At 37.9% G+C, this 17,955-nt stretch carries 16 protein-coding genes and 1 riboswitch; of the genes, 10 read left to right on the top strand and 6 right to left on the bottom strand.

Annotated features, from left to right (window positions below):
- Positions 1-73 precede the first annotated feature (73 nt).
- Positions 74-162: riboswitch (glycine riboswitch) on the top strand.
- Positions 163-338: 176 nt separating this feature from the next.
- A complete protein-coding gene (locus ACH63V_RS07290) occupies positions 339-1,583 on the top strand; it encodes a D-amino acid dehydrogenase (protein ID WP_396463119.1) in 1,245 nt (414 codons plus the stop codon).
- 48 nt (positions 1,584-1,631) lie between these two features.
- Here the strand turns inward: ACH63V_RS07290 and ACH63V_RS07285 are convergent, their stop codons facing one another.
- Complete coding sequence (locus tag ACH63V_RS07285) at positions 1,632-2,276, bottom strand: hypothetical protein (RefSeq protein WP_396463118.1); 645 nt, start codon at positions 2,274-2,276, stop codon at positions 1,632-1,634.
- A gap of 100 nt (positions 2,277-2,376) precedes the next feature.
- On the opposite strand from ACH63V_RS07285, the gene ispF reads away from it, so the two are divergent.
- Positions 2,377-2,859 (top strand): 2-C-methyl-D-erythritol 2,4-cyclodiphosphate synthase, encoded by a 483-nt coding sequence (gene ispF / locus ACH63V_RS07280; RefSeq protein ID WP_004701182.1) that lies wholly within the window; start codon positions 2,377-2,379, stop codon positions 2,857-2,859.
- On the opposite strand, the gene ACH63V_RS07275 is transcribed toward ispF, so the two are convergent.
- From ACH63V_RS07275 to glnL, 5 genes are all read right to left on the bottom strand, one after another.
- A complete protein-coding gene (locus ACH63V_RS07275) occupies positions 2,856-3,380 on the bottom strand; it encodes a protein tyrosine phosphatase family protein (protein ID WP_396463117.1) in 525 nt (174 codons plus the stop codon). The genes ispF and ACH63V_RS07275 overlap by 4 nt on opposite strands.
- A 190-nt stretch (positions 3,381-3,570) precedes the next feature.
- On the bottom strand, positions 3,571-4,491 hold the full coding sequence (argF, locus tag ACH63V_RS07270; protein WP_396463116.1) for an ornithine carbamoyltransferase: 921 nt from the start codon (positions 4,489-4,491) through the stop codon (positions 3,571-3,573).
- A 113-nt stretch (positions 4,492-4,604) separates the two neighbouring features.
- Positions 4,605-5,258 (bottom strand): TetR/AcrR family transcriptional regulator, encoded by a 654-nt coding sequence (locus ACH63V_RS07265; protein ID WP_174735374.1) that lies wholly within the window; start codon positions 5,256-5,258, stop codon positions 4,605-4,607.
- 277 nt (positions 5,259-5,535) lie between these two features.
- Positions 5,536-7,029: a nitrogen regulation protein NR(I) gene (gene glnG / locus ACH63V_RS07260; protein WP_311070706.1), complete on the bottom strand. Its 1,494-nt coding sequence runs from the start codon at positions 7,027-7,029 to the stop codon at positions 5,536-5,538.
- Positions 7,016-8,125: a nitrogen regulation protein NR(II) gene (glnL, locus tag ACH63V_RS07255; protein WP_304400409.1), complete on the bottom strand. Its 1,110-nt coding sequence runs from the start codon at positions 8,123-8,125 to the stop codon at positions 7,016-7,018. Before glnL ends, glnG begins: the two co-directional genes overlap by 14 nt.
- 341 nt (positions 8,126-8,466) lie before the next feature.
- Here glnL and rimO point away from each other — a divergent pair, with 341 nt between their 5' ends.
- The 8 genes from rimO to bamA all read left to right on the top strand — a co-directional run bounded on the left by rimO (position 8,467) and on the right by bamA (position 17,925).
- Positions 8,467-9,810: a 30S ribosomal protein S12 methylthiotransferase RimO gene (gene rimO / locus ACH63V_RS07250; RefSeq protein WP_000856678.1), complete on the top strand. Its 1,344-nt coding sequence runs from the start codon at positions 8,467-8,469 to the stop codon at positions 9,808-9,810.
- A 51-nt stretch (positions 9,811-9,861) separates the two neighbouring features.
- A complete protein-coding gene (gene pyrH / locus ACH63V_RS07245) occupies positions 9,862-10,590 on the top strand; it encodes a UMP kinase (protein ID WP_000852257.1) in 729 nt (242 codons plus the stop codon).
- A gap of 85 nt (positions 10,591-10,675) precedes the next feature.
- The gene (frr, locus tag ACH63V_RS07240; RefSeq protein ID WP_002049637.1) at positions 10,676-11,230 is read left to right on the top strand and encodes a ribosome recycling factor; all 555 of its coding nucleotides are present in this window, start codon (positions 10,676-10,678) and stop codon (positions 11,228-11,230) included.
- 4 nt (positions 11,231-11,234) lie between these two features.
- Positions 11,235-11,987: a polyprenyl diphosphate synthase gene (gene uppS / locus ACH63V_RS07235; protein ID WP_304400410.1), complete on the top strand. Its 753-nt coding sequence runs from the start codon at positions 11,235-11,237 to the stop codon at positions 11,985-11,987.
- Positions 11,987-12,811 (top strand): phosphatidate cytidylyltransferase, encoded by an 825-nt coding sequence (locus tag ACH63V_RS07230; RefSeq protein ID WP_304400411.1) that lies wholly within the window; start codon positions 11,987-11,989, stop codon positions 12,809-12,811. Before uppS ends, ACH63V_RS07230 begins: the two co-directional genes overlap by 1 nt.
- A complete protein-coding gene (ispC, locus tag ACH63V_RS07225; protein WP_396463115.1) occupies positions 12,812-14,008 on the top strand; it encodes a 1-deoxy-D-xylulose-5-phosphate reductoisomerase in 1,197 nt (398 codons plus the stop codon).
- Between the two features lies 1 nt (position 14,009).
- Complete coding sequence (rseP, locus tag ACH63V_RS07220) at positions 14,010-15,365, top strand: RIP metalloprotease RseP (RefSeq protein WP_396463114.1); 1,356 nt, start codon at positions 14,010-14,012, stop codon at positions 15,363-15,365.
- A gap of 37 nt (positions 15,366-15,402) precedes the next feature.
- Positions 15,403-17,925, top strand: coding sequence for an outer membrane protein assembly factor BamA (gene bamA, locus ACH63V_RS07215; RefSeq protein WP_396463113.1), 2,523 nt, complete (start codon positions 15,403-15,405; stop codon positions 17,923-17,925).
- Positions 17,926-17,955: the final 30 nt, after the last annotated feature.

Genomic DNA, 17,955 nt, shown 5'->3' with positions numbered 1-17,955 from the left:
ATTGCTGTACAAAAGTTTACAAGAAAAGAATGCGTTTTTTTAAAAGTGGCAGATACATTGCTTATATAAATACAAAATTATTGCGGGAGAGAGGTTCTTAGGAACCCGCCGAAGGAGCAACAAGCCCGGAAACTCTCAGGCAAAAGGGACTGTAATAATTAAAAAATCTGGAGAGAAGCTTAAGATTTATAAGATGAAGAATAAAAACTTATAAGTCATAAACTCACCGAAGGGGAAGATCGAAATACTAAAAGGTAGTATTTAGGTCGAAACTCTCAGGTACAAATGACAGATGGGCTGTACTGATGAAATGTTTTTGCATTTCAGAGGAGTCTGTTATGCCACATGTTATTGTGATTGGTGCAGGAATCACCGGGGTTACTTCAGCCTATGAATTATCTCAATTAGGTTACCAAGTCACAGTGATTGATCGCCATCTTTATCCAGCTATGGAAACATCATTTGCAAATGGAGGGCAATTATCTGCTTGTAATGCAGAAGTCTGGAACCAGAAAGCGACCGTTATAAAAGGTTTTAAATGGATGAGGCAAAAAGATGCTCCTCTATTACTTAACCCTTCTTTTAGTTTGCACAAATATAGCTGGTTAGTTGAGTTTCTATCTCATATTAAAAACTATGAGGCCAATACCATAGAAACTGTTCGCTTAGCATTGCTCGCGCGTAAGCGCTTGTTTGAAGTCGCTGAAAAAGAGCAGCTTCAATTTGATTTGGAGAAACGCGGTATTCTTCATATGTACCACAGCAAGGCTGATTATGACATTGCTAAACAAGTGAATGATGTCTTAAACAAAGGTACTTTGGAGCGTTATTCAGTTTCACCTGAAGAAATGAAGTCAATCGAGCCATCTTTAACTGGTGATTACTTTGGTGGTTATTACACCCCAAGTGATGCAACTGGAGACATTCATAAGTATTCGACTTCTTTAGCTGAGAAGACTAAACAATATGGGGTTCAGTATAAATTTGGTCTGGAAGTTACTGATATTAAGTGTCATACAGATAAAGTAGTGCTGAATTGTCAGCCAAGTGCTGAACATCCTCATCTTTCTCAATCAGATAGCTTTCAATTAGAAGGTGATGTTTTGGTTGTTTGTGGTGGTGTTGGAAGTTATCAGTTGGCTGATATGGTCGGTGAGCGTGTAAATGTTTATCCAGTTAAAGGCTATTCAATTACTGTCCAATTGAAAGACGAGAAAAGTATTAAAAATGCACCATGGGTCAGTTTACTTGATGAAAGCGCCAAAATTGTAACGTCTCGTTTGGGTCAAGATCGTTTACGTATCGCAGGTACAGCTGAGTTTAACGGCTATAATCGAGACATTCGAGCGGATCGGATTCAACCTCTAGTGAATTGGGTGAACCGTAATTTTGACATTTCAACTGAGCATGTTGTGCCTTGGGCAGGTTTAAGACCAATGATGCCTAATATGTTACCAGTCGTAAAACAGTCTAAGCAGCCACGAGTTTTTTATAATACGGGACATGGACATTTAGGCTGGACTTTGTCAGCAGCGACAGCTGTTTTGGTGAGTCAAGATATTCTGCAAAAATATCCAGCTTAGAAAAGAAAAGCCAGTGTAGATGCACTGGCTTTTTTTGTTTCATATCAATTAATCATATAGGCGATAAACACCCGTAAATCGTTCGCAGCCTTTTTGCTGGGTTTTTACAACAAGTAAGGCCTTTTGAAAATCAAACTTGTATTTACAGTGATGCTCATTATCTAAAATTTCACTTTTTTGCTCAGGAGAGCTGTAAGCCATTAATGAAATAGTTTGAGCATCTTTTCGGTTATTTGGATTACGGTATGCTAAGCCTTCAATTTTGATTTTATCTTTAGCAAGTTGATGTATTTGTAAATGAACAGGTTGGGAAGCAATATGTCCATTTTCAAATTTAAGATAATGCTGCGTTAGGGTTTGTTTAAGTGATGCATAAAAATTTAAATCATCTCCACGTACATCAAACTGCTGTTGAAAACATGAATTGGTTTTACATTGTTGTGTATGTCTAAACCACAAAGTCTGTGTATCTTGTAAAAGTTTTAATGGTGCATCTGTGACTAGGTATGCAGACAGATATTTATTGTTGAGTTGCTTACGTGCTTCACTAAAGGTTTTTGAACAGATTTTGAGCTCTGTTTTGGATTTAGAGCAGTCGATAGATTCCGCAAAAACAAGCGATGAGCATAAACAACTCAATGTCACGACAAAACTTAATCTTTTCAATTGATTCATATCAGTATTCGACGGCATGATCGCTTATACTTTCAGTCTACTTTGCTAAGTGTACTATAGCGAAACACAACAGCTGAATACAAGATTTCTTAAGTTTTTATAGAAGGGAAGAGTTGATATGGTTGCTCAAATTCGTATTGGACAAGGAATGGATGTGCATGCCTTTGAAGAGGGTAACTTCGTAACTTTAGCTGGCGTTCAGATTCCACATACGCATGGCTTGAAAGCACATTCTGATGGTGATGTCGTGTTACATGCGTTATGTGATGCTTTACTCGGTGCACTGGCGCTTGGCGATATTGGTCAGCATTTTCCAGATACCGATCCAGAGTTTAAAGGAGCGGATAGCCGTGTACTGCTAAAACACGTTTATCAGTTAATCTTAGATCGTGGTTATCGTTTGAATAATGCCGATATTACGGTAGCTTGTGAACGTCCTAAACTAGCGAAACATAATTTAGAGATGCGACAAAGCATTGCAGATGTTTTGAATGTAGATTTAAATCAAATTAGCATCAAAGCGACCACTACCGAAAAACTCGGGTTTACTGGTCGCCAAGAAGGAATTTTAGCAACAGCAACGGTATTAATCTCTAATTAAACTAAATCATCAGTTTGTTGCAAAGACTGCTGAAGTTCTAAGGTAGCCTTACGGCCTTGTAGCTGTAAGGTAATACTGTGGATCAATCCTGTCCAAGTTTCATTGGGTTCCCATATTTCGTGCAGTAAATCTTGAGAAGTTGGCATGTCCATATTCATATAAAATTGTCTGTAGACATACATAAGACAACTTACACGTTTATTTTTGGCACAATGTACCCAAACAATTTCATTTTGAACTAAATGATCAATTAAATCTAAAACCAATAAGCATTGGTCAGAAGATGGTGTTTCCCAGTCAATTGGAATATGGATGTAATTTAAACCATGCTCAAGACAAACCTGATCTTCATTTTCAATACAATTCGGTGAGTTTGTCAAAGCTAAATTGATAATGGTACTACAGCCATACTCTTTAATAAGTTTGAGCTGTTCAACGGAGGGTTGTGCTGAACTAAATAAATGTTCATGAATAATTGAAAATGCAGGGATCTGAGATAGTGATTCTTCAAGGGTTGTCATAATCGCACTCTACAAGAGTAGGCTTGGCTTATTGTGTAGAATGTTATACACGATTCTAGAGTGTAGTTGAAATATAGACTGTTTATATATTCAGCAACATCGTGAAAAATTTTAAAAAATAAACAAGAAAAATAAGAGTTTTATAGAAATAAAAAAACAGCACCTTGAAGATGCTGTTTTTATATCGAGATTAAGCTTTTTTCAAATTTTCATTCAATAAAAATTCCATTAAAGCTTTTTGCGCATGTAGACGGTTTTCAGCTTCATCCCATACAACTGAGTTTTTATGATCAAGCATGGTTTCTGAAATTTCTTCACCGCGATGTGCTGGCAAACAATGCATAAACAAACAATCAGGATGTGCAAGACTCATCAGTTTTTCATTGACTTGAAAAGCTGCAAATGCATTCTTACGTAATTTTTGTTCTTCTTCTTGTCCCATGCTTGCCCATACGTCTGTAACGATAAGGTCAGCATTTACAGCCGCATCTTCAGCATTATCAAAAAGCTCAACACAATGTCCAAACTCTGCTAAAAATTCAGATTTAGGCTCAAAACCCTTTGGCGAAGCAATTTTTAATTTAAAACCCATTAAATGTGCAGCTTCAATATATGAATTACACATATTATTGCCATCACCAATCCAGGCTACGGTTTTACCTTCAATGCTGCCACGATGTTCAATATAAGTTTGCAAATCTGCAAGTAATTGACAAGGGTGGTGGTCATCGGTCAGACCGTTAATGACAGGAACTTTTGAATAAGATGCAAAACGTTCAACAATGTCATGACCAAAAGTACGAATCATCACAATATCAAGCATACTTGAAATAACGCGTGCTGAGTCTTCAATTGGTTCACCACGGCCTAGCTGTGTATCACGAGGCGATAAAAAGATAGCACTACCACCAAATTGATTAATACCGGCTTCAAAAGAAATACGAGTACGTGTGCTCGATTTTTCAAAAATCATTCCTAATACTTTACCAACAAAAGGTTGATATACCTTATTGCTCTGTTGCATTTTTTTTAGTTCGCTTGCGCGCTGTAAGACGCGGTTGAGTTCTAATGTAGATAGATCACGTAAAGTCAGGAAATGTCTTAAAGCCATGTAGCTACTCCATAATAATTGTCTTTTAAATACAACAATTATCTGTTGTTGGCTGGGTGGATGTGGGAAAAAAGAAGTCTACTATACTATAAGCATTTCAAAATGCAAAAGAATTAGACTTTATGGTGGCCTTTTAAAAAAATATCTACACAATATTCAATATAATCAAAAGCTTCTTTCTCATTTGGTAGGGCAGGCATGCCCATAATCATACGCCATTCAATATCGCGTAAAATCCCAAAATACATGAGTGAAGAATGATAAGGAGAAGGACATGTAATTTCTCCTGATTTATCCGCAAATTCTAATGCTTGAGTAAGTGTGTTTTGTAGATTATGTACCCATTTGTCATATAGGTATTGTATGAGGACCGTATTACATTCGGTCTGTTCGATAATAAGTCGTAAAAACGCAATATGTTCAGGTTGAATAATGTGAACATAAACACGATTAAGTGTTTGAACTAGGTACTCTCTTAAAGTGCTTTTCTCTGGCTGAAATGGAATACACACATCTTTAAAAAACATTTCACGCTTATAGTCACAAATAGCGGTAAAAAGTCCTTCTTTATTTCCAAAATATTTATAAATAGAGGCCTTTGAACCACCTGCATGGTTGACGATGTCATCTAAAGAAACAGCATCATATCCTTTTTCCAAAAACAGCTCGGTTGCGCTTAACAATAGTGCTAAACGACGTTCGATACCACGGCGTGTTTGAGGTTTATCACATATAGGATGATGTGATTCGAGGACTGGATCATGCATAAAATTTAATAACGGCGATTAAGACTGCTTATCTAGTATAGCAAAACTATCTTTAACGATGGTCATCGCTATATTTTTAGGTCATCGGGTAAACAGTAAAGTAAATGTAAGAATGAAAAAATGTATTAAAATATAATTGGTTAAGTTCGATTTTTGAGATTTCTAATGATGTAACTGTATGTTCACATTTTAGTTTAACCATATCTTTTTGATATAAATCGAGATAAAGAAAAAGCGGCTAAAATAAATTAGCCGCTTTTTGATTATTGTTTTGCTGTTAGGCTTCTGACAAAGTCGCTTTGTGTTCGTCCTCATCATCGTCATCAGCAGAATCCATTCCTAGTTCTTTTAACTTTCGGGTTAGGGTGTTACGTCCCCAACCTAATAGCTCGGCTGCATGACGTTTGCGTCCACGAGTTTGCTGTAGTGCTGCGTTAATTAAAGTACGCTCAAACATCGGCGTAGCAATATCCAAAATCTTCATTTCACCATTCTTAAGCTTTTGAATCGCCCATTGGTTTAGCAATTCATCCCAATGATGTAGCGAAATACGCTCAAATGAAGGTGCTGGTTGGCTAGTTTCACTATTTTTTTGGAGTGGAACTTGTTTGAGTTCAGAAGGTAAATCTTCAGGATAAACTTCGCGACCAGTGATCATGACGGTTAGCCAACGACAAGTATTTTCAAGCTGACGAACATTACCGGGCCATGGTAGTTGCTGCATATAGTCAGTCGTTTCGGTGCGTAAAATCTTTGGACTTACGCCTAACTCTTTACCAGCACGAGCCAAGAAGTGTTGAGCCAACATCGGTATATCTTCACTGCGATGTGCAAGCTTAGGAATATGAATGCGAATTACATTTAATCGATGATATAAGTCTTCACGGAAGCGCCCTTCATTCACCAATTTTTCTAAATCTTGGTGTGTTGCAGCCACAATTCGGACATCAACTTTAACAGGGATATGTCCACCAACTCGGTAAAACTCACCATCGGCAAGTACACGTAGTAAACGAGTCTGTGTTTCAAAAGGCATATCACCAATTTCATCAAGGAAGAGAGTTCCGCCATTTGCTTGTTCAAAACGACCTTGATGTTGAGTGTTAGCGCCGGTAAAAGCACCTTTTTCATGACCAAATAATTCCGTTTCGATTAAATCTTTAGGAATTGCTGCCATGTTTAATGCAATAAAAGGCTTAGCGCGGCGTGGTGAATGCTTATGTAACGCATGCGCAACTAGTTCTTTACCTGTTCCTGACTCACCATTAATTAAAACGGTAATGTGCGATTGCGATAAGCGGCCAATTGCTCGGAAAACCTCTTGCATAGCAGGAGATTCCCCAATAATTTCTGTCGATTGTAGTGGAGAAGCAGTCTTAGTAGCCTCTTGCTGCTGCAATTTATTGATATGTAAAATCGCTCGATTGACTAAAGCTAAAGCTTCATCAATATCAAACGGTTTTGGTAAATACTCAAATGCACCAGTTTGATAGCTAGATACAGCAGACTCTAAGTCCGAATGCGCTGTCATAATGATCACAGGCAAGTCGGGATGAGAGTTTTTGACTTTAGATAAGAAAGTTAATCCATCAATACCTGGCATACGGATGTCAGTTAAGATGACATCAGGCGCATCATGATGTAAACGTTCAAGTGCTGTTTGAGCTTCTTCAAAATTGGTGACGTCAAATCCTTCTTCTTTAAAGGTCTTTTCAAGTACCCATCGCATGGCGCGATCGTCATCAATAACCCATATTTTATTTCGCGACACGGTCTGACTCCCAAGGTAAATATAAGCTAAACATTGTTTTTCCAGGAACTGATTGGCATTCAATCATTCCGTTATGTTGATGCATGATGTTCTGTGCAATACTCAGGCCAAGCCCTGTGCCTTTTGCTCGTCCTGTAACCAAAGGGTAAAACACAGACTCTAAAATGCTTTCGGGAATACCCGGTCCATTGTCTTCAATATCGACTCGTACAGCAGAGCGGTTGAGCACACCGTTAATGGTGACTAGACGTTGAATTCGGGTACGTAAAATTAATTCTGGCTCTTGATCTGTAAAAAATGATTTATTCTCTGTAATCGCTTGAATTGCATTCACACTAATATTGAGCATGACTTGGATGAGTTGATCTCGATCGGCTTTTACATCTGGCAAAGACAAATCATAGTCACGCGTAATTTTAATTTTTTTCTTGGTTTGATTTGCGATTAAAGAACGTACACGTTCTAAAGGTTCATGTACATTTACGTTCTCATAACTTGGCAGTTGTCTTGAACCCAACATGGTGTCAGCCAAATTGGTAAGACGGTCTACCTCGTTAATAATGACATCTGTAAATTCCGCATAACTCTCGTCGTTTAAGCTCCGAGCAAGTAGCTGGGTTGCACCACGTATCCCAGCAAGAGGGTTTTTAATTTCATGAGCAACTCCTCGAACTAACTGTCGAGCCACTTGATGCTGTTGAATCAAGTTTTCTTCTTTAGAAATTTTCAACATGCGATCAATTGGATTTAGCTCAATAAGTAAGAGCGGGTGGTAGCTTTTACCTGCATTTAACTGTGAAACCGTATAATCAACATGTAAGTCTTTAAAGTTAACATTAATTACAGCTTCACGACGTGTATAAGGCTGTCCTGTTTTTAGAGTATTGAGTAACGCTTCATGTGTATTAAAAGTATCATCAGGGGCATGAAGTAAATTTAAAACCGGTTGTCCAGAAGCGCGAAGCAAACTAATGTCAAAAAGTGCTTCACAAGCAGAATTTAAATAAAAAATATTAAAGTTACTATCGATTAGTAAAATCGCAGTAGTTAAGTTGTCTACCAAAAGGCGATAGTCGATAGGTGTGTGTTGATCCATTAGCGAATCGTTCCTGTCTTAAAATGGCGCAATGGCATCTTCATTAGTTATCGGTTTTCACCGTTATAGAACATGCATGATGCAAAATGTACGCCAACTTTGTTTGTGGATTATTTTAAGGTTTCAAGCGTAGTTAAAGCGCTCTAAAATCGTTCTTAATATCTTTTGGTCAAAAATATGAATGTATATACCAATAATACCATGATCCAACTTGGTGCAATATTGAGTTTTGGTGCAAATATTGGTTGTATTTTGGTGCATTACACAAAGAGTGGGGTTTCCACCTATGCTTGAGACGAGAAAAGACATACAATACGCGCATTCAAGTGGAGCGCAGATTCATGAAGACCCCCAAAGTCGGTTTTGTTTCTTTAGGTTGTCCTAAGGCATTGGTAGATTCTGAACGAATTTTAACTCAGTTAAAGACTGAAGGTTATCAAGTTGCATCAGATTATGATGGTGCTGATTTAGTTGTTGTTAATACCTGTGGTTTTATTGAATCTGCAGTACAAGAATCGTTAGATGCAATTGGCGAAGCCATGAGTGAAAATGGCCGAGTTATTGTTACAGGTTGTTTGGGTAAAGACGAAGATAAAATTCGTCAAATGCACCCTAATGTTTTAAAAGTCACTGGTGCAGCAGCTTACCAGGACGTTATGGAAGCTGTACATGAATATGTGCCAGCACCGCCTAAACATAATCCATTTATTGATCTTGTTCCTGAGCAAGGTATCCGTTTAACACCTAAACATTATGCTTATTTAAAAATATCTGAAGGCTGTAACCACCGTTGTACCTTCTGTATTATCCCAAGCATGCGTGGTGATTTAGTATCACGTCCAGTTGGTAGCGTATTAGAAGAAGCGGCTGCATTAAAACGCGCAGGTGTGAAAGAAATTTTGGTTATTTCACAAGATACTTCAGCTTATGGTGTAGATACTAAATATAAGCTGGACTTTTGGAATGGCCAACCTGTAAAAACCAAATTCTTTGATATGTGTGAAGCACTTGGTCAGCTTGGTATTTGGGTCCGTCTACATTATGTATATCCATACCCACATGTTGATGCAGTAATCGATTTGATGGCTCAAGGTAAAATCTTGCCATATCTCGATATTCCATTCCAACATGCAAGCCCGCGTGTTCTTAAATTAATGAAACGTCCGGCACATAGTGAAAATACTTTAGAAAAAATTAAATTATGGCGTGAAAAATGCCCGGATCTTGTAATCCGTTCTACTTTTGTGGTTGGTTTTCCAGGTGAAACTGAAGAAGACTTCCAGATTTTGCTAGATTGGTTAGTTGAAGCTCAACTTGATCGTGTAGGCTGCTTTACCTATTCACCAGTAGAAGGCGCTACGGCAAATGATTTACCAGATCATGTGCCAGAAGAAATTAAGCAAGAGCGTTACGAGCGCTTTATGCAAGTGCAGCAGCAAATATCTGCTGCCAAATTACAAAAACGTATTGGTCAAACGATGACTGTATTAGTCGATAGTTTGGAAGATGAATATCCTGTTGCTGTTGCACGTTCTTATGCCGATGCTCCGGAAATTGACGGTAATGTCTTTGTAGAAGATATCGATAAGAGCACGATTCAACCAGGCGATATGTTGGAAGTCGAAATTACCGATGCGGATGAATACGACTTATTTGCAAAGTTAATTAAAATTAAATCGGTCTAATCGAATCACGATTCAAAAAGCATTCAGTTTAAGAGGTCTTGGAGCAAAATCATGGCGGAAACAATCAGCCCCCGTTATTCACGAATTTTATTAAAATTATCTGGTGAAGCTTTATCAGGTAATAAAGATATGGGTATTGATGCTCAAGTTTTAGATCAAATGTCACTTTCTATTGCGCATTTGGTGGGCTTGGGTGTGCAAGTAGGTATCGTTGTGGGTGGCGGTAACTTATATCGTGGTAGCCAGTTACAAAAAGATGGTTTGGTTGGCCGTGTAACAGGTGACCAAATGGGGATGCTTGCAACTGTCATGAATGGTTTGGCAATGCGTGATGCATTGGTGCGCCGTAACATCAGAACTCGTCTTATGTCTGCACTACCAATTGGTACTGTTGTAGAGTCATATTCAAGTCGTGATGCAATTCGCCATTTAAGCCAAGGCGAAGTATGTGTTTTCGTTGCGGGAACAGGAAATCCATTCTTTACAACTGATACAGCAGCATGTTTACGTGGTATTGAAATTGAAGCAAATTTAATTTTGAAAGCAACCAAAGTAGACGGTGTTTATAATAAAGATCCAAGCAAATACGAAGATGCGGTGAAATACGATCATTTAACATTTGATCAGGTGTTGGATGAGAAGTTAGGTGTTATGGATTTAACAGCAATTTGTTTATGCCGTGACCATAATGTGCCATTGCAAGTATTTGATATGAATAAATCTGGTGCGCTTTTATCAGTTGTAATGGGTGAAAAAGAGGGTACACGCGTTACTAAGTAATGTACGTGTGCTGCAAAGCTCTTTATACTAGCGCTAAATTAAATTTGTTATATACATCCTTGAATAAATAAGTAAGGAAGATCATATGATTAACGATCTGAAAAAAGACAGCGAACAGCGTATGATGAAAACTCTTGAGTCTTTGGAACAAGGGTTTGCTAAAGTTCGTACCGGCCGTGCACACCCATCAATTTTAAATGGGGTAATGGTTCCTTACTATGGTTCTGATGTGCCTTTAAACCAAGTAGCGAACGTTGGTGTTGAAGATTCTCGTACGCTTATCGTTCAACCATTTGAACGTACAATGGTATCTGCAATTGATAAAGCAATTCGTGAAAGTGATTTAGGTTTAAACCCGATTACTGCTGATTCAATTCGTGTGCCTTTACCAGCTTTAACTGAAGAAACACGTCGTGATATGCAGAAAGTTGCACGCAGCGAAGCTGAAAATGCAAAAGTTGCTATTCGTAATATTCGTCGTGATGTTTTAGGTGATATCAAAGCATTATTGAAAGAGAAAGAAATCTCTGAAGATGATGAGCGTCGTGCAGGTGATGATATCCAGAAAATCACTGATAAATATGTTGCGGAAGTAGATAAACGTCTTGCAGCGAAAGAAGCAGAATTGATGAAGGTCTAATTTTATGACCGAATCAGAAGAGTATCATCTTCCTAAGCATGTTGCCATCATCATGGATGGCAACAACCGCTTTGCAAAGAAAAACCAAATGCAAAAAGGTGATGGGCATCGAGAGGGTAAAAATATTCTTGACCCTATTGTTGAACATTGTATAAAAACTAGCGTCCGTGCTTTAACTGTTTTTGCATTTTCGAGTGAAAATTGGAATCGACCACAATATGAAGTCGATCTGCTTATGAAACTTCTTGAAGAAACCATTCATGAGCAAATACCTCGCATGAAGAAATTCAATATTGCTTTGCGTTTTATAGGGGATCGTTCTAGATTACCTTCACATTTAGTTGCCTTAATGGAAGATGCAGAGCAACAAACAGTACATCATGACGCCATGACATTAACCATTGCGATTAGCTATGGTGGTATGTGGGATATTGCAAATGCAGCTAAACAAGTTGCCCAAGCAGTTTCACGTGGTGAAATTGACGCTGATCAAATAAATGTTGATTTGTTCGAAAAATATGTCAGTCTAAACGATCTGCCAGCTGTGGACTTGTTGATCCGTACAGGTGGAGATTTCCGTATATCTAACTTCTTGTTATGGCAAGCAGCTTATGCGGAACTGTATTTTACGGATACTTTGTGGCCGGAATTTACAGTTGAGGAATTCGATCATGCATTGAATGTATTTTCAGGGCGTGAACGTCGTTTCGGTAAAACATCTGAACAAATTCAGCAAGAGAAAATCGAGAATTTATAATGTTAGAGCGGATTGTTACCGCATTGGTACTTGTTGCAGTTGTTTTAGGCTGTATGTTTGCTACGCAATCACATTATCCAATGTTGGTACTTATGATTGTAGCAGCAGCGGTGGCGGGGTATGAGTGGTATAAGTTAATGCCTCATGAAGCTGGTGCTGTAGTAAAGCCTAAAGCATGGGGTTATGGTCTACTAGTTGCCTTTGTTTCAGGCGTTGCCTTATTCTTTCATGACATTGCATTACTGCTATGGTCTGCTTCAATTTTAACTTGGCTCGTTAGTGTTTATTGGGTCAAGTCTTTTCCTGAATTTGATGGGTGGTATAACGCGACCCTTTATGTAATTGGTTTAATTCTTATCTGTGCAGCAGTGACTGCGATATTTGTAGTATGGCAAAGCTCACCATGGTGGTTGATGTATTTGTTCTTGCTTGTATGGGGTGCAGATAGTGGAGCTTACTTTGTAGGTCGTAAATTCGGTAAAAGAAAATTGGCACCTACAGTAAGTCCTAATAAATCAGTAGAAGGTTTATATGGTGGTATCCTCACTACAGTTATTGTCATGCTTGTAGTGCAATATCAATATTTAAATCTAACTTGGGTTCAACAACTTTTATTCCTGATCTTGTCTTTAATCACAGTATTTGGTTCAGTATTAGGTGATTTGTTTGAATCAATGATTAAACGCCGTGCTGGTATTAAAGATTCTGGCCGTGTTTTGCCAGGTCATGGTGGTGTACTGGACCGTATTGATTCTTTACTCGCAGCAGCCCCGATTTTTGCAACGGGAATGTATATATTAAAGCTTATTGGTGTAGATTTATAGATGACACAATCTGTTTGCATATTGGGTGTAACCGGTTCTATTGGGCAAAGTACCTTAAAAATTTTAAGTCAACATCCAGATAAGTATTCAGTCTTTGCAGTTTCGGCGCATAGTCGAATTTCTGAACTTGTTGAAATCTGCAAACAGTTCCGTCCTAAAGTTGTTGTTGTTCCTGAACACAAAATAGCTGAACTAAAAACATCATTTGTTCAACAAAATATACAGGGTATTGATATTTTAGTTGGGCAAGATGGTTTGGTTGATATTGCATCACATGCAGATGTTGATGTTGTGATGGCGGCAATTGTAGGTGCGGCTGGTTTATTACCTACTTTGGCAGCTGTTAAAGCAGGTAAACGAGTATTGCTTGCAAATAAAGAAGCATTAGTTATGTCTGGTGAAATCATGATGCAAGCTGCTCTTGATCATCAGGCATTATTATTACCAGTAGACTCAGAACATAATGCTATTTTTCAGTCATTACCTCATAACTATTTACAAGTCGATAGAACTGGACAACCGCAATTAGGCGTATCCAAAATACTGCTAACTGCATCTGGTGGTCCCTTTTTAAATCATTCTCTAGAACAGTTGGAACATGTAACACCTCAACAAGCATGTAAACATCCAAACTGGTCAATGGGGCAAAAAATTTCAGTTGACTCAGCTACTCTTATGAATAAAGGGTTGGAGTTGATAGAAGCGTGTCATTTATTTTCAATATCTGAACATTTTGTTACAGTTGTTGTTCATCCACAAAGTATTATTCACTCTATGGTGCAGTATGTTGATGGTTCAACATTAGCACAAATGGGTAATCCTGACATGTGTACGCCGATTGCACATGCATTAGCATGGCCTGAGCGTTTACAAACAAGCGTTCCTGCTTTAGATTTATTTGAGTATTCTCAACTTAATTTTCAGGCGCCAGATACCCAAAAATTTCCTGCATTGAATTTGGCAAGACAAGCAATGCGTGCAGGTGGTTTGGCACCTACCATTTTGAATGCGGCAAATGAAATTGCTGTTGAAGCATTCTTAAAGGAAAGGATTGGATTTACACATATTCCGCAAGTGGTAGAGCATACTTTGCAAGATTTAGAGAATGCAGCGGCTGAGAGCATTGAGTGCATTTTAGATAAAGATAAAGTGGCTCGGTCTATAGCTCAGAAATATATATCAAGTATTGGAGGCTGAAATGAATGCGCTTTTTATGATTGCAGCAGCAGCTCTTTTACTTGGTCCTTTAATCGCAATTCATGAGTTCGGTCATTATTGGGTCGCGCGAAAACTTGGGGTTAAAGTTTTAATTTATTCAATTGGTTTTGGACCAACTCTACTGAAATGGACTTCTAAAAAGTCAGGTATTCAGTATCAGCTTTCTGCTTTACCTTTAGGTGGCTACGTTAAAATGTTAGACGAGCGAGAAGGTAATGTGGCAGAACAAGATCTACCATATGCTTTTAACCGTCAAAAACCATGGAAGCGCATAGCTATTGTTGCTGCAGGGCCATTAATTAACTTAATTTTTGCTGTGCTTCTTTTTTGGGTTTTGTTTTTACCAGCACAACAGCAATTAAATACTAAAATTGGCAAAATTATTCCAAACTCTCCAGCTGCTGCTGCCCAGTTACATGTAGGCGATAAGATTATTGCAGTTGATGGAAAAGAGACTGCAACTTGGGAAAAGCTAAATTTTGCTTTAATTGATCGTGTGGGTGAAACAGGCACTGTAAATATCGATGTTGATCGTGCAGGTACCGAGAAAAATTTTGTATTACCAATTAAAGATTTTTTAAAAAACCAGAATGATTCTGCACTGGAATTATTAGGTTTCTTGCCTTATCGTCCTATCATTCCCGCTGTTGTAACAGACTTAACAGAAGATGGTGCAGCAATTCGTCAAGGCATGAAAGTAGGTGATCGTATTGTTGCGATTGATGGTCAACCTATGAAAGATTGGTTTGATGTAGTTGAAGTCGTTCAGCGTTCTCCAGAAAAACTACTTAATATTGATGTATTACGTCATGAGCAGTTGGTACATTTACAAGTTATGCCGCAAGGAAAGCGGGATAATATGGGACAGGTCAATGGTGTCCTTGGTGTAAAAAGTGATGCTGGAAAAATTACAATTCCTGACGAATATAAGCAAACAATTCAATATACTCCAATACAAGCTTTTGAAATGGCACTTGATAAAACTGGCCAAATCTCTAGCATGATTTTGAATTCGATAGTGAAAATGGTTAAAGGATTAATTGGATTAGAAAATCTTTCTGGGCCAATTACCATTGCAAAAGTAGCTGGACAAAGTGCAGAAATGGGATGGGAAACTTTTATCTCCTTTATGGCTTTAATGAGTGTAAGTCTTGGAATTTTAAACTTATTACCAATTCCAATGTTAGATGGTGGCCATCTAGTGTATTACATTATTGAAGCTATTCGAGGGAAACCTGTTTCTGAACAAATACAAATGTTTGGTCTAAAAATTGGTATGGTACTGCTCGGTAGTATGATGCTTTTAGCTTTATTTAATGACTTTATGCGTTTGTAAACGTATATGGATTTATAACTTACTGGAAAAAACTGGCATGCGGCACACACATTTTTTAATGCCTTTGGCACTTGTTAGCGCTATGGCAGCGGTACAACAAGCATATGCAGCTGATGATTTCGTTGTTAGAGATATTCGTGTAAACGGGTTAGTCCGTCTTACTCCTGCAAATGTTTATACCATGTTGCCAATCAACAGTGGCGATCGCGTTAATGAACCGATGATCGCCGAAGCAATTCGAACTTTGTATGCCACGGGTCTTTTTGATGATATTAAAGCATCAAAAGATAACGATACTTTGGTTTTTAATGTTATTGAACGCCCAATTATTTCAAAACTTGAATTTAAGGGTAATAAACTTATTCCTAAAGAGGCATTAGAACAAGGCCTTAAAAAAATGGGCGTTGCAGAGGGTGAGGTTTTTAAGAAATCTGCTTTGCAAACCATTCAAACAGAATTAGAGCAGCAATACACTCAACAAGGTCGTTATGATGCTAGCGTTACTGTTGATACCGTTGCACGACCAAATAACCGCGTTGAATTAAAACTTAATTTTAACGAAGGGACACCAGCAAAAGTTTTTGATATCAATGTGATTGGTAATACTGTTTTTAAAGACAGTGAAATCAAACAAGCATTTGCTGTTAAAGAAAGTGGTTGGGCTTCAATAGTTACGCGTAATGACCGTTATGCGCGTGAAAAAATGGCTGCCAGCCTTGAAGCATTACGCGCAATGTACCTTAACAAGGGTTATATTAATTTCAATATTAATAATTCCCAGCTTAATATCAGTGAAGATAAAAAACATATCTTTATTGAGGTTGCTGTTGAGGAAGGTAACCAGTTTAAATTTGGTCAAACTAAATTCTTAGGTGATGCGCTTTATAAACCTGAAGAATTACAAGCCCTAAAAATTTATAAAGATGGCGATACCTATTCACAAGAAAAGGTAAATGCGGTTAAACAATTGCTTTTACGTAAGTATGGTAACGCTGGTTATTATTTTGCTGATGTAAATATTGTTCCGCAAATTAATAACGAAACTGGTGTTGTTGACTTAAATTACTATGTAAACCCAGGCCAGCAAGTGACTGTGCGTCGTATTAACTTTACTGGTAATAGCAAAACTTCCGATGAAGTATTACGTCGTGAAATGCGCCAAATGGAAGGTGCTTTAGCAAGTAATGAAAAAATTGACTTGTCTAAAGTTCGTTTAGAGCGTACAGGCTTCTTTAAAACAGTTGATATTAAACCAGCTCGTATCCCAAATTCACCAGACCAGGTCGATTTGAATGTAAATGTTGAAGAACAACATTCAGGTACTACCACATTAGCTGTAGGTTACTCGCAAAATGGCGGTATCACGTTCCAAGCAGGACTTAGTCAAACTAACTTTATGGGTACTGGTAACCGAGTTGCAATTGATTTGTCTCGTTCAGAAACTCAAGACTATTACAACTTAAGTGTTACTGACCCTTACTTTACCATTGATGGGGTCAGCCGTGGTTATAACGTTTATTATCGTAAAACTAAGTTAAATGATAACTATAACGTTAACAACTATGTAACAGATAGTTTTGGTGGTAGTTTAAGTTTTGGTTATCCAATTGATGAAAACCAAAGCTTAAGTGCATCTGTAGGTATTGATAATACTAAAGTGACGACTGGTCCTTATGTTTCTACCTATGTGCGTGACTATTTATTGGCAAATGGTGGTAAGGCAACAGGCAAAGGATCGTACTGTCCCTTAGATGCTAATGGAAAATCACAAATTGATAGTAAAACTGGAGAGTGTACAGCTCCAGAATTCTATAATAATGCTTTTGAAGGCGAGTTCTTTACTTATAACTTAAACCTAGGTTGGTCATATAACACGTTAAATAGACCAATTTTCCCAACGTCTGGTATGTCTCACCGTGTAGGTCTTGAAATTGGTTTACCGGGTAGTGATGTTGACTATCAAAAATTAACTTATGATACGCAAGCATTCTTGCCGATTGGTAAATCAGGCTTTGTTCTTCGTGGTTATGGTAAGCTTGGTTATGGTAACGATTTACCATTCTATAAGAACTTTTATGCGGGTGGTTACGGTTCTGTTCGAGGATATGACAACAGTACTTTGGGACCTAAATATGCCAGTGTAAATTTACAAGAAACAAAACAAAATGATCCTTCACCTGAAAATGTTGGTGGTAATGCTCTAGTTCAATTTGGTACTGAGTTGGCATTGCCTATGCCATTTAAGGGTGATTGGACTCGTCAGGTACGCCCTGTACTGTTTGCTGAAGGTGGTCAGGTCTTCGATACCAAATGTAATATTGATAACTCTGTGTATGGCACTAAAGGCATGACCATTAATGGTCAGTCAATTTCAGATGTTAAAAAATATTGTGAAGATAACTACGGCTTTGATTTAGGTAACTTACGTTATAGCGTGGGTGTGGGTGTAACCTGGATTACTATGATTGGACCATTGTCACTTAGCTATGCATTCCCGTTAAATGATAAACCAGGTGATGAAACTAAAGAAATCCAGTTTGAAATTGGTCGTACTTTCTAAGTACGACTTCATTGAAAAATGAAATAAGGA

The sequence above is a fragment of the Acinetobacter sp. ABJ-A23_2 genome (genome assembly GCF_044538765.1).
In the GTDB taxonomy this organism is placed as follows: Bacteria; Pseudomonadota; Gammaproteobacteria; order Pseudomonadales; family Moraxellaceae; genus Acinetobacter; species Acinetobacter nosocomialis_A.
This window is presented reverse-complemented; position numbering and strand designations above follow the sequence as displayed.